Source organism: Leucobacter manosquensis (assembly GCF_018304845.1).
Classification (GTDB): Bacteria; Actinomycetota; Actinomycetes; order Actinomycetales; family Microbacteriaceae; genus Leucobacter; species Leucobacter alluvii.
The window spans coordinates 1,346,492-1,358,650 of sequence record NZ_JAFEVO010000001.1; the positions used below are offsets into that span (position 1 = coordinate 1,346,492).

Here is a 12,159-nt window from a genome sequence, read left to right on the forward strand (position 1 = left end):
CGCCACGACCTTTCGACGGGCGCGCGCTCGGCGTTTCAGACGCGGTGGATGCGGTCGCGCACCGCGCGAAGCTCGAGCGGCGCCGTGTGCAGCGGGGGCTCGCCGTGCATCTGCACGTGCAACCGCTCCATACGGGTATCGAGCTCAGCTGCCGTCTCGGCGGCGTGCTTGAGCTCGCGGATCAGCGTGTCGGGCACCTGTCGTTCGTACTTGTAATAGATCTTGTGCTCGAGGCTCGCCCAGAAATCCATCGCGATGGTGCGGAACTGCACCTCGACAGGAACGTCCACGCGACCCGTCGACAGGTAGACCGGAACCGAGATGATCGTGTGGAGGCTCTTGTATCCGTTCGATTTCGGAGTCTCGATGTAGTCCTCGACCTCGAGCACCGTGATGTCATCCTGCTGCGTGAGCAGATCGAAGAGCTGGTAGACATCGCGGATGAAGGCGCAGGTGACGCGCACTCCGGCGATGTCGTAGATCTCGGTTCGAATCACATCGAAATCGGTGCCGATGCCGCGCCGCTCGAGCTTCGCCACCAGGCTCTCGACGGATTTCACCCGGCTCGAGACGTGCTCGATCGGGTTGTACTCGTGCATGTGGAGGAACTCTTCGCGCAGAATCGCGAGCTTGGTCTCGACTTCCTCCATTGCGAAACGGTACTCGAGCATGAAGCGCTGCATCTGATCGCCGAGCGTTCGGAGTGCACTCGGCGAGATCGTGATCTGATCGTCAGCGGGGTCTTCGTGCGCGTTCTCGTCGTGCGCAGAGGCCGTCGGATTACTCATGGATTCAGGCTACCTCTCGGCTGCTCGAACGACCTGACAGATCGATCGCGTCGGGCGGTGCAGCGCAGCACCGTCGTCACGCACCGTCGTGCTCCGCGCGAAACACGTGCACGAGCGCGTTGGCGTGTCCATGCCCCATGCCCTGTTCCTTCAAGAACGCGACCTGCTCCATGTGCTTCTGCCCGGCGAGCGGTCGCAGCCGTTCGAACCACGCATCGATGCTGAGCCCGTACTTCTGCTCGATCGACGGGAAATACGATTTCGGGCCGGTGACCTGCTCCGACATGGACGCCTCCTCCGCGAGTGCCATCGTGCGGCTCCACCCCGATGGGTTGCCGCACGGCCACGCTAGCACGGCGGGCAATCGAAGCGAACAGTCGGCATTATGCTGATGTCTGCACTGCACGACGACAACCGCCCGCGGCTCGACCGCGGAGCGTGGGGGGACATCATGACCGAGCAGAAGCGCACGGTGGACACGGCCGCTGCCCGACAGGATCGCGGCTTCTTCGGGCACCCGTGGGGCCTCGCGAACCTCGCGGGCGTCGAGATGTGGGAGCGGTTCAGCTTCTACGGCATGCAGGGATTGCTCGCGTTCTACATCTACTACTCCCTCTCGGAAGGCGGCCTCGGCATGTCCGAGGCCGCCGCGACGTCCATCGTCGGGGCGTACGGAGGACTCGTCTACCTCTCGTCCGTCCTGGGCGGCTGGGTCGCCGACCGCGTGCTCGGCGCCGAGAAGACTCTGGTGAGCGCAGCGGTCATCATCATGTTCGGGCACATCGCCCTCGCCGTCTTCCCCGGCGTCGTCGGGCTCGGTGTCGGGCTCGTCAGCGTGGCGCTCGGCGCGGGGTCTCTCAAGACGACGACGTCGACGGTGCTCGGCGACCTCTACGAGCCGAACGACGTGCGGCGCGACGCCGCGTTCTCGATCTACTACATGGGCGTCAACATCGGCGGCTTCATCGGCCCGCTCCTCACCAGCCTCGTCTGGGGCTGGAAGGGCTTCCACTGGGGCTTCGGCCTCGCGGCTCTCGGGATGGCGCTCGGCCTGTTGCAGTACGTGCTGCTGCGTCGGCACACGGTCACCGAATCTGGCGCCCGCCCCACCAATCCGTTGACGCGGCCCGAGCGCCTGCGGTGGATCGTGATCCTCGTCGCGGCGATCGCCATCATCACCGTCGCGGCGCTGCTCGGCCTGCTGCGCGCCGAGAATCTCTCGATCATCGTCGTCGCGCTCACTATCGTCGCGGCGATCGGCCTCTTCTCGGTGATCGGCGCGAGTGCGCGGGTCACGTCGGACGAGCGAAGCCGGGTCCTCTCCTACATCCCGCTCTTCATCGCCTCCGCGGTGTTCTGGACGCTGTTCCAGCAGCAGTTCACCGTGCTCGCGATCTACTCCGATCAGCGACTCGACCGCAATCTCTTCGGCTTCGAGCTTCCCCCGAGCGTCGTCACCTCGATCAACCCGGTCTTCATCATCATCTTCGCTGGCGTCTTCGCGGCCATGTGGACGAAGCTCGGCGAGCGCCAGCCCAGCACGCCGATCAAGTTCGCACTCGGCACGATGATCATGGGGCTCGCGTTCCTCACGTTCATCCCGTTCTCCGGCGGAGCGGACGGCTCGGTGCCCTTCTACGCCATCGTGCTCATCCTGCTCCTCTTCACCTTCGCGGAGCTCTGCATCTCCCCGGTGGGCCAGTCGCTGGCGACGAAGCTCTCGCCCCACGCGTTCCACTCCCAGATGGTCGCGCTCCACTTCCTCTCGATCGCGCTGGGGTCGGCGGCCGCCGGCGCCCTGTCCGGCCTGTACTCGACGGACGACGAAGTGCCGTACTTCCTGACCATCGGACTGGCGTCGATCGCCGTCGGCATCGTGCTCGCGACCGTGAAGGCGCCGATCCTGCGCCTCATGCGCGGCGTTCGCTGAGTCGCCGCGCCCGCCCGCGGTTGCCGCCTGGGCGGTCACCTGCGTGCACGAAGCTGATGGATCGCGCGCCGAACTGACCGCTCACCGCTGCGCGGGCTCCGCCGCATCAAGGGGCGCGAGAGCGAGACGGATCTCGTCATCTGAGATCGGTTCGAACGTGGTCGTTATTAACTCGGAGTCGACCGAATTTGTTAACGTTAACGCGAACTCTGGGACGGTGTAAACGATTGACGGAATCGCGTCTCGTAGAATTTCGTGCCGTAGTAGAGCTTCGCAAGCCACATAAGCAAAGTGCCCGGCTCTAACTTCCGAACAGCTTCCACCCAGCCGCTACAGCAGTAGCCACTGGCTGCTCGAGCTTCGCCGACATTCGCTGGTTACAGTCGAAGCAACAAGGCACCTTTCGCCGTCCGTATCCCCGAAGCTGACGGTTCGGCAGTGCAGCAGACGCGTTGCCGAGGTTATACCTGTGCATCAACCACTTCGGGACAACGTCCTCTTCAGTAGCTGCCGTCCCGCCGATGCGTTCTCCCGCGGTCCGTCGCTGTCCTTGGGGAAGAAGAGCGCGGTGACACAGGAAACAAAACGCCCCATAACCACCACTGTCCATGTCGAAATCAGGGAGAAGCAGAAGCCGTGATACTGTCAAAAGCACGGTCTGACCTGCGGATTTTCAGACGTTGAAGCGCCACTCGCAGACGTCGCCGTCCTGCATGACGTAGTCCTTGCCCTCCATGCGCGCCTTGCCCTTGGCGCGGGCCTCTGCGACCGAACCGGCCTCGACGAGGTCCTCGAACGAGATGATCTCGCCCTTGATGAAGCCCTTCTCGAAGTCGGTGTGGATCGCGCCGGCCGCCTGCGGCGCCGTGGCGCCTCGCTTGATCGTCCAGGCACGGGCTTCCTTGGGTCCAGCCGTCAGGTAGGTCTGCAGCCCCAGCGTCTCGAAGCCGACGCGCGCGAGCTGGTCGAGGCCGCTCTCCTCCTGACCGATCGAGGCGAGCAGCTCGGCCGCGTCCTCGGCGTCCAGCTCGATGAGTTCGCTCTCGATCTTCGCGTCCAGGAAGATGGCGTGCGCCGGCGCGACGAGGGATGCCAGCTGGTCGAGCTGCGCCTGATCCTGCAGCACCGACTCGTCGACGTTGAAGACGTAGAGGAACGGCTTCGCGGTGAGGAGGCCGAGCTCCTTGATCGGCTCGAGATCGAGGCCGGCCTGCGACAGCACCTTGCCCTCGTTCAGCGCGGCCTGAGCCGCCTTCGCCGTCTCGACGACCGAGGGATCGATCTTCTTGTTCTTCAGCTCTTTCTCGAAGCGCACGAGCGCCTTCTCGACGGTCTGGAGATCGGCGATGATGAGTTCGGTGTTGATCGTCTCCATATCGCTCGCGGGATTCACTGCGCCATCGACGTGAATCACGTCGGGATCGGAGAATCCGCGCACGACCTGGGCGATCGCATCGGCTTCGCGGATGTTCGCGAGGAACTGGTTGCCGAGCCCTTCGCCCTCGCTCGCGCCGCGCACGATGCCGGCGATGTCCACGAAGCTGACCGGAGCCGGGAGGATGCGCTCCGAGCCGAAGATCTCGGCCAGCGCGTCGAGCCGACGGTCGGGCAGGTTCACGACGCCGATGTTCGGTTCGATCGTCGCGAACGGATAATTCGCCGCGAGCGCGTCGTTCTGCGTCAACGCATTGAACAGGGTCGATTTGCCGACGTTGGGAAGACCTACGATGCCGATAGTTAGAGCCACGGGAGACGAGTCTACGCGGCTCTGGCCGCCCTGAGCGACGGTGCCGGTGCCGGCGCCGGTGCCGATGACAACCTCGGCGGTGCGGCGGCAAGGCGAAAGCCTCAGGCAGGAGTGCCACGCAGAATGGAGGTCATCTTCTTGCCGCGAGCCACTTCGTCGACGAGCTTGTCCATGTAGCGGATCTGCTGCATCAGCGGATCCTCGATCTCCTCGACGCGGATGCCGCAGATCAGACCGGTGATCAGACTCGCGTTCGGATTCATGCGCGGCGCCTCGGCGAAGAACGTGCGGAAGTCCGTCTCGTCGGCGACGATGCGTTCGAGATCGTCCGCGTCGTAGCCCGTGAGCCAGCCGATGACCTGATCGACCTCGCCTCGCGTGTGCCCCTTGCGCTCAGCTTTGGCGACGTAGTGCACGTAGACGCTCGCGAAACTCGTCGAGTAGATGCGGTGCTCGGCCATGGGATGCCTCCGGTTCGACTGATGCTCTGATGATCCGACGCGCTGACGCTCCCATTCTCGCACTGAGCGCCGCGCCTCGCGGGTCCGGGCTCGCCCTGCTGGGCCGCGCCCGAGAGTGTCAGGGGCGTGTGACAGAGTTGAACCGTGCCCGTCGACTTCACCGCCATCGATTTTGAGACCGCGAACAGCCACCCCTCGTCAGCATGCTCCGTCGGCCTTGTGCGAGTGCGCGCAGGCGAGGTGGTGGATCGCGTGCACTGGCTGATCCGTCCGCCTTCCGGCCACGAGGCCTTTCTCCCCTTCAACATCCGAATCCACGGGATCACGCCGGCGATGGTCGCGGACTCCCGCGACTGGGCCGGGCAGCTGGCCGACCTCCGGGAGTTCATCGGAGACGACGTGACGGTCGCCCATAATGCGAGCTTCGACATGGGCGTGATCCGTGCGGCATGCGCAGAGACCGTGACTCCTACCCCTCGCCTGAAATACCTCTGCAGCGTGCAGATATCGCGCAAGACGTACGAGATCCCATCGCACCGGCTCCCGCTTTCGGCGGCGGCCGCCGGCTACGGCGAATTCGCGCATCACGACGCGCTGGCGGACGCCGAGGCGTGCGCCGCGATCATCTCGGACGCCGCGCGCCGGCACGCCGTCGACTCGGTCGCAGCGCTCGCGAAGCAGACCGGGGTGCGCATTCAGCAGCTGAAGGCGATCCCCCTGAAGCTGTGATGCGCGCGAATGTCGGCGGTATGCGGCAGCGTGAGGGCAACGCACGTTCGATCCAGAAACCCGGGAGAACATGAACACTCTGACCGTCACGCTCCTCAGCTTGAACCTGCTGCTCCTCATCGCCGTGCTCGTCACCGTGCTCATACGCACGGGGCGGGGCGGGGCGGCGTCGACTCCCGGCGCCGATCTCCGCGGCGTCTCCGGCGAGATCCGCCAGGATCTTTCCGCGCAGCGCAACGAGCTCGGGCAATCCCTCTCCGCCATCACTGATCGCGTGCACGCCGGAGCGCAGGCGGCGCTCTCCTCGCAGAACGCACTGCGATCGAGCGTCGAAGCGCGCTTCGACGACCTCAGAGAGGCCAACGACGCGAAGCTCGAACAAGTGCGCGTCGCCGTCGGCGAGCAGTTGCAGCAGCGCCTGAAGGCGTCGCTCGACGAGAACGCGCGGCGCGTGCAGACCCTCGGCGAGGTGCACGTGGCGAAGCAGGCGGAACTGCAGCAGGTACTGCGAGAGGAACTCGAGAAGCTTCGGCAGGGAAACGAGGCGAAGCTCGAGAAGATGCGGGAGACCGTCGACGAGAAGCTGCAGGGAACGCTGGAACGCCGACTCGGCGAATCGTTCAAGCTGGTGAGCGATCGACTCGAACAGGTGCAGAAAGGGCTCGGCGAGATGCAGACGCTCGCCTCCGATGTCGGAGGGCTGAAGCGCGTGCTGACCAACGTGAAGAATCGCGGCAGCTGGGGGGAGGTGCAGCTCGCGCGTCAGCTCGAAGACATGCTGACGCCCGAGCAGTACGCGGAGAACGTGGCCGTGCGCCCGAGCTCTGCCGAGCGCGTCGAGTTCGCCGTCAAACTGCCCGGACGCGGCGAAGATCACGAGACCGTCTGGCTGCCGATCGACTCAAAGTTCCCGCAGGAGGATTACGAGCGCCTCCTCGAAGCGCAGGAGCGCGGCGATCGCGTCGAGGTTGAGGCCGCGAGCAAGGTCGTCGAGCGCGTGATCATCACGCAGGCGAAGCTCATCCGCGACAAGTACCTCGAGCCGCCGCACACGACGGACTTCGGCATCATGTACCTGCCGACGGAGGGCCTGTTCGCCGAGGTCATACGACGCCCCGGTCTCACCAGCAGGCTCCAGTCCGAATTCCAGGTCACCGTGGCCGGGCCAACCGTGCTGATGTCGCTGCTCAACAGCCTGCAATTGGGATTCCGCACCCTCGCGATCGAGCGCCGCAGCTCCGAGGTGTGGCAGGTGCTGAGCGCGGCCAAGGGCGAATTCCAGAAGTACGGCCAGGTCTGGGAGAAACTCGGCAAGCAGCTCGCCACTGCGCAGAACACGGTGAGTGAGGCGGGGCGCCGCACGCGCGCCGTCGAAAAACGATTGCGCGCAGTGGAGACACTGGAGCCCGCCGGAAGTGCGGCTGAGGCGATCGACGATCTCGTACCGAGCGCAGATCCCGAATCAGCCACGCGCAGCCTGTGGGACGACGAGTGAGCATTCCAGTGCGCCAGATGCAGACGGGCGGTTGCGTTAGCGTATGACCATGGCATCCGACGCGCACCCGCGCACCCCGTTTCCCAGCCCGCCGCGCGCCGATGCCTCGGTGACTCCCCGTTTGCTCGCCATCGACATCGATGGCACGCTCACGAACAGCGCGAAGCAGATCACGCCGTTCACACGGGACGAGATCGCGCGGGTGGTCGCGACCGGGGCGCAGCTCGTGATCGTCACGGCGCGCGCCATCGCCGCCTCCATGATCATCGAGCGCAAGCTCGGGGTGCCGGCGTCGCACATCGCGTTCGGCGGGGGCACGATACGAGTGCGTGAAGGCGAGCGGCTCGTCGTGCTCGAAGAGCATCCGTTCGAGCGTCAAGATGTCGCGCGCATGCTCGAAGCGGCCGCCGGAGCCGACGTTCACGTCGGGCTCTACACCGCGGCGGAGTGGCACGTCAGCGACATGGGATTCTGGGGTCTGCGTGAAGCGCGCAACACCTCGATCTGGCCGAATACGATCGGAGACGGCACGCCCCCGGCCATCCCGGCGGACCCGGTCTTCAAAGTCATGTTCCGTGGCGACGCCGACGCCCTCGCACCGATCAAGGCGGCGATCGACCGCGAACTGCCGGACGCATTCGCGCACTTCTCCGCCCGCGTGCTCGAAGTCACCGCATCGCGCAAGCACACCGCACTGACATCACTGACCGCCCACCTCGGCCTCGACCTGCACGAGGTCATCGCCTTCGGCGACACCGAGGCCGACGTGCCCATGCTCGACGCCGCCGGCATCGGCGTGCTCATGGGCAACGCAGACTCGACGCTGACCGTCGCACCGCACGTCGAACGCACACTCTCGAACGATGAGGAGGGCGTGGGACTCAGTCTGCGCAAGCACTTCCCCACCGACGCACCGTTCGAGATCTGACTCCGCACGCAGGCGCCGTGGCGAAACGTCGAAGGGTCCGGGCGCGCTGCACCCGGACCCTTCGAGGTCACCCGATCACGACCAGCGGTTAGGATCCATATCGCTCGTGACGTGGCGGATGGTGCCGGAGTGCGCACGCATGACGATGCTCTCGGCGCGCACGAACGGGCCGTTGCGCTTGACCCCGTCGACGAACTCGGCATCCGTGATACCGGTTGCGACGAAGTAGCAGTTGTCGCTCGCGACGAGATCGTTCGCCTCGAGCACGCGATCGAGGTCGTGGCCAGCATCGATCGCGCGCTGGCGCTCCTCATCATCCTTCGGCCAGAGTCGCCCCTGAATGACGCCGCCGAGCGCCTTCACCGCGCACGCCGTGATGATGCCCTCTGGCGTGCCGCCGATGCCGACGCAGAGATCGATGTTCGAATCCCAACGGGCGGCGTTCACGCCACCGGCGACGTCTCCGTCCATGAGCAGGCGGGTACCGGCACCGGCCGCGCGGATGTCGGCGATGAGCTGCTCGTGGCGCGGCCGATCCAGCACCGCCACGCGAATGTCGGACACGTCGACCTGCTTCGCGCGGGCCAGCGCGCGGATGTTCTCACCGATGGGTCGGCGGATGTCGACGACGCCGACGCCGACGGGGCCGCACACCAGCTTGTCCATGTAGAAGACCGCCGACGGATCGTACATGCTGCCGCGATCGGCGACCGCGATCACCGAGAGCGCGCCCGGGCGGCCCTCTGCAGTGAGACGGGTGCCGTCGATCGGGTCGACCGCGACATCGCACTCGGCGCCTTCGCCGTTGCCCACGACCTCGCCGTTGTACAACCAGGGAGCGTCGTCCTTCTCGCCTTCGCCGATGACGACGGTGCCGCGCATGTTCACCGTCGACAGGAAACGACGCATCGCGTCGACCGCAGCGCCGTCAGCCGCGAGTTTGTCGCCGCGTCCGATCCACGGTGTCGAACGCATCGCGGCCGCCTCAGTAGCGCGCACGAGCTCCATTGCGAGGTTGCGGTCGGGCTGCCATTCGCCCAGCGAAACAGGTTCAGTCATAGCTGCAACCCTACCGCGTAGACTGGTGCGACGAAGCGGACCCCTACGAAGTCAAGGAGCGCACATGCCCGTTGCAACACCGGAACAGTACGCCGCCATGCTCGACACCGCGAAGACCGGAGCGTTCGCGTTCCCCGCGGTCAACGTCTCGAGCTCGCAGACCCTCAACGCCGCCCTGCAGGGCTTCGCCGAAGCGGGGTCGGATGGAATCATCCAGGTGACGACGGGGGGCTCCGACTATCTCGCGGGGCACACGGTGAAGAACCGCGCGGGCGGCGCGATCGCGTTCGCCAAGTACGCGGAAGAGGTCGCGAAGGCCTACGACGTCACGGTGGCGCTGCACACCGACCACTGCCCGAAGAACGCACTCGACGACTTCCTCCTGCCGCTCGTCGCTGCGAGCGAGGCGCGCGTCGCCGAGGGCGGGCTGCCCTACTTCCAGTCGCACATGTGGGACGGCTCGGCCGTTCCGCTGCCTGAGAACCTCGAGATCGCACGCGAACTGCTCCCCCGCCTCTCCGCGATGAACGTGGTTCTCGAGGTGGAGATCGGCGTCGTCGGCGGTGAAGAAGACGGCGTCAGCCACGAGATCAACGACCAGCTCTACACGACCCTCGACGACGCGGTGGCCACCGTCGAGGCCCTCGGCCTCGGCGATCAGGGCCGCTACCTCACCGCGCTCACCTTCGGCAACGTGCACGGCGTGTACAAGCCGGGCGGGGTCTCGCTGCGCCCAGAGCTGCTCGCCGAGATCCAGCAGGGTCTGCAGGCGAAGTACGGCGTCGGCGAGAAGCCGCTGGATCTCGTCTTCCACGGCGGGTCCGGCTCGTCCGCCGAGGAGATCGCGGAGGCCGTGCGCAACGGCGTCATCAAGATGAACATCGACACGGACACGCAGTACGCCTTCACGCGCGCCCTCGCCGACTACCTCTTCAAGAACTACGACGGCGTGCTCAAGATCGACGGCGAGGTCGGCAACAAGAAGCAGTACGATCCGCGCGCCTGGGGCAAGGTGACGGAGTCCGCGATGGCGGCGCGCGTCGCCGTCGCCGCGAAGCAGCTCGGCTCCGCAGGGAAGTCGGTGAGCGCGTAGTGTCACTCCCTCGCGACGAAGCGCCGCAGGCGCGCCCGGCAGATCGCCCGCGCCCGGCCTACGGTGAACTGGCCCCGGAGGGGTGGGAGTGGAAGCCGGAGACGAGCGACGACGCACGCCCGAATGAGGCGTCGCCCACGCGCAACCCCGCGGGCACTCCGGTGACGGGCGTACCGCACAACCTGGGCGCTCGAGGCGACGGGGCGGGAGCGGTCGCGCCTGTGCCTCCCGCACCGCCCGCATCGGGGACCCGCGACCCCGAGCCGTACCGCGCTCCAGCACCGCAGTCTGGCGGCGACCCGGCTCCGCAGCAGCAGGCCCCGATGTACTCGAGCGGCGCCCCGCAGCAGAAGCCTCGTACCGCGGATCGCGTCATCACGATCATCCTGCTCGTGCTCGGCATGTTCGGCTCGCTGAACTTCGCGGCCTCGATGATGGGCCTTCCGGCGAGCTTCTCCCTGATGGCGTCGGCGTTCGAGCTCGAGGACTTCACGGTCCCGTCGTGGATCGGCACCGTCGGCACCGTGACGGCGATCGCGATCTTCGCGATCTTCGCAGTGAGTCTCATCTTCTCGATCCAGCGCATGCGCGCGCGCAAGCTCGCCTTCTGGGTGCCGCTCACCGCCGGAGCGATCGTCGTGATCGGCACGATCATCGTGTCGACCGTCGTGCTCGTCAACGTCCCGGAGCTGATGACCGCCGCCTCCGACCCGAACGCGATGCAGAAGCTGCTCGACTCGCTCGCGGAGATGAGCCAGCCGTAGCGTGACCGGGAGCGCCCGATCGAGCATCGGGCGCTCCCGCAGTCGTGCTCAGCGCACGCGTCCGCCGAGCGCGCGGGCATCGCGGTTGCCCGCCGCGTCCTGGCGCAGCTCCTTGGGAAGCGAGAACACGAGGTCCTCCTCCGCAGTCACGGCGGCTTCGACGTCGCGGTATCCCGCATCGGCGAGGTCGTCGAGCAGCTCCTGCACGAGCACCTCCGGCACCGATGCGCCGCTCGTCACACCGACGGTCCGCACCCCGTCGAGCCATTCCTGGCGAACCTCGCTCGCGAAGTCCACGCGGTACGCGGCGCGCGCGCCGTATTCCAGCGCCACCTCTTTGAGCCGCACTGAATTCGACGAGTTCTCCGACCCGACGACGAGCACGAGGTCCGCCTGAGGCGCGATCTGCTTGACCGCGACCTGACGGTTCTGCGTCGCATAACAGATGTCATCGCTCGGCGGGTCCTGCAGGTTCGGGAATCGTTCGCGCAGGCGGCGTACCGTCTCCATCGTCTCGTCCACCGAGAGCGTCGTCTGCGAGAGCCATACGAGCCGATCGGGATCCCGCACCTCGAGCGCGTCGACGTCGTCGGGCGAGTTCACGATCGTGATGCGGTCTGGCGCTTCTCCCGCCGTGCCCTCGACCTCCTCGTGGCCGTCGTGGCCGATGAGCAGGATCTCGAGATCCTGCTTCGCGAAGCGCACCGCCTCGCGGTGCACCTTCGTCACCAGCGGGCAGGTGGCGTCGATCGCGTGCAGACCACGGTCGGCAGCCTCGTTCACCACCGCAGGAGAGACGCCGTGCGCGGAGAAGACGACGTGCGCTCCCTCCGGCACCTCGTCCACTTCCTCGACGAAGACGGCGCCCATCTTCTCGAGCGTGTTCACCACGTGCACGTTGTGCACGATCTGCTTGCGCACGTAGACGGGCGCCCCGTAGCGCACGAGGGCCTTCTCGACCGCCACGACCGCGCGATCCACCCCAGCGCAGTATCCGCGCGGCGCCGCGAGAATGACCTTCTTCTCGCCCAGCACGGGCCGATCGCGCAACCGCCCGGCCTGCCGACGCATGCGCGGCATCGCGAGCGTCACCACGGGCGCCCCGATCGTGCGCTGGTCTCGCACCTGGGTGTCGTTCATGAGGCAGATTCTACCGCCGCCGCCT

General features: G+C 66.4%; 12 protein-coding genes. 6 read left to right on the plus strand and 6 right to left on the minus strand.

Annotated features, from left to right (window positions below):
* Positions 1 to 35: 35 nt before the first annotated feature.
* Both JSQ98_RS06200 and JSQ98_RS06205 read right to left on the minus strand, forming a co-directional pair.
* The gene (locus JSQ98_RS06200; protein ID WP_090150807.1) at positions 36 to 788 is read right to left on the minus strand and encodes a GTP pyrophosphokinase; all 753 of its coding nucleotides are present in this window, start codon (positions 786 to 788) and stop codon (positions 36 to 38) included.
* Between the two features lie 76 nt (positions 789 to 864).
* On the minus strand, positions 865 to 1,098 hold the full coding sequence (locus tag JSQ98_RS06205; protein ID WP_428833611.1) for a DUF4287 domain-containing protein: 234 nt from the start codon (positions 1,096 to 1,098) through the stop codon (positions 865 to 867).
* 141 nt (positions 1,099 to 1,239) lie between these two features.
* On the opposite strand from JSQ98_RS06205, the gene JSQ98_RS06210 reads away from it, so the two are divergent.
* The gene (locus JSQ98_RS06210; protein ID WP_090151397.1) at positions 1,240 to 2,718 is read left to right on the plus strand and encodes a peptide MFS transporter; all 1,479 of its coding nucleotides are present in this window, start codon (positions 1,240 to 1,242) and stop codon (positions 2,716 to 2,718) included.
* A 673-nt stretch (positions 2,719 to 3,391) separates the two neighbouring features.
* Here the strand turns inward: JSQ98_RS06210 and ychF are convergent.
* Complete coding sequence (gene ychF / locus JSQ98_RS06215) at positions 3,392 to 4,465, minus strand: redox-regulated ATPase YchF (protein WP_211648827.1); 1,074 nt, start codon at positions 4,463 to 4,465, stop codon at positions 3,392 to 3,394.
* A 101-nt stretch (positions 4,466 to 4,566) separates the two neighbouring features.
* A complete protein-coding gene (locus JSQ98_RS06220; RefSeq protein WP_211648829.1) occupies positions 4,567 to 4,926 on the minus strand; it encodes a DUF2200 domain-containing protein in 360 nt (119 codons plus the stop codon).
* Between the two features lie 144 nt (positions 4,927 to 5,070).
* Between JSQ98_RS06220 and JSQ98_RS06225 the strand changes: the two genes are divergently transcribed.
* The 3 genes from JSQ98_RS06225 (at position 5,071) to JSQ98_RS06235 (ending at position 8,078) form a co-directional block, all read left to right on the plus strand.
* Entirely contained in the window at positions 5,071 to 5,655 is a 585-nt protein-coding gene (locus JSQ98_RS06225; protein ID WP_211648831.1) for a 3'-5' exonuclease, read from the plus strand.
* Positions 5,656 to 5,725: 70 nt separating this feature from the next.
* Positions 5,726 to 7,150, plus strand: coding sequence for a DNA recombination protein RmuC (locus JSQ98_RS06230; RefSeq protein WP_211648833.1), 1,425 nt, complete (start codon positions 5,726 to 5,728; stop codon positions 7,148 to 7,150).
* Positions 7,151 to 7,199: 49 nt separating this feature from the next.
* The gene (locus tag JSQ98_RS06235; protein WP_211648835.1) at positions 7,200 to 8,078 is read left to right on the plus strand and encodes an HAD hydrolase family protein; all 879 of its coding nucleotides are present in this window, start codon (positions 7,200 to 7,202) and stop codon (positions 8,076 to 8,078) included.
* 75 nt (positions 8,079 to 8,153) lie between these two features.
* On the opposite strand, the gene glpX is transcribed toward JSQ98_RS06235, so the two are convergent.
* A complete protein-coding gene (glpX, locus tag JSQ98_RS06240) occupies positions 8,154 to 9,137 on the minus strand; it encodes a class II fructose-bisphosphatase (protein WP_090150878.1) in 984 nt (327 codons plus the stop codon).
* Positions 9,138 to 9,201: 64 nt separating this feature from the next.
* On the opposite strand from glpX, the gene fbaA reads away from it, so the two are divergent.
* A complete protein-coding gene (gene fbaA / locus JSQ98_RS06245) occupies positions 9,202 to 10,230 on the plus strand; it encodes a class II fructose-bisphosphate aldolase (protein ID WP_211648836.1) in 1,029 nt (342 codons plus the stop codon).
* Positions 10,230 to 10,994, plus strand: coding sequence for a DUF6264 family protein (locus JSQ98_RS06250; RefSeq protein ID WP_211648837.1), 765 nt, complete (start codon positions 10,230 to 10,232; stop codon positions 10,992 to 10,994). The genes fbaA and JSQ98_RS06250 overlap by 1 nt, the downstream gene beginning before the upstream one ends.
* A gap of 48 nt (positions 10,995 to 11,042) precedes the next feature.
* Here JSQ98_RS06250 and JSQ98_RS06255 read toward each other — a convergent pair whose 3' ends face one another.
* Entirely contained in the window at positions 11,043 to 12,074 is a 1,032-nt protein-coding gene (locus tag JSQ98_RS06255) for a 4-hydroxy-3-methylbut-2-enyl diphosphate reductase (RefSeq protein ID WP_200331899.1), read from the minus strand.
* Between the last annotated feature and the right edge of the window lie 85 nt (positions 12,075 to 12,159).

Bases quoted from the DNA above. Each gene is read 5' to 3' on its own strand.
- JSQ98_RS06200 (WP_090150807.1), bottom strand. From the start codon at position 788: ATGAGTAATCCGACGGCCTCTGCGCACGACGAGAACGCGCACGAAGAC.
- JSQ98_RS06205 (WP_428833611.1), bottom strand. From the start codon at position 1,098: ATGGCACTCGCGGAGGAGGCGTCCATGTCGGAGCAGGTCACCGGCCCG.
- JSQ98_RS06210 (WP_090151397.1), top strand. From the start codon at position 1,240: ATGACCGAGCAGAAGCGCACGGTGGACACGGCCGCTGCCCGACAGGAT.
- JSQ98_RS06220 (WP_211648829.1), bottom strand. From the start codon at position 4,926: ATGGCCGAGCACCGCATCTACTCGACGAGTTTCGCGAGCGTCTACGTG.
- JSQ98_RS06230 (WP_211648833.1), top strand. From the start codon at position 5,726: ATGAACACTCTGACCGTCACGCTCCTCAGCTTGAACCTGCTGCTCCTC.
- JSQ98_RS06235 (WP_211648835.1), top strand. From the start codon at position 7,200: ATGGCATCCGACGCGCACCCGCGCACCCCGTTTCCCAGCCCGCCGCGC.
- glpX (WP_090150878.1), bottom strand. From the start codon at position 9,137: ATGACTGAACCTGTTTCGCTGGGCGAATGGCAGCCCGACCGCAACCTC.
- fbaA (WP_211648836.1), top strand. From the start codon at position 9,202: ATGCCCGTTGCAACACCGGAACAGTACGCCGCCATGCTCGACACCGCG.
- JSQ98_RS06255 (WP_200331899.1), bottom strand. From the start codon at position 12,074: ATGCCGCGCATGCGTCGGCAGGCCGGGCGGTTGCGCGATCGGCCCGTG.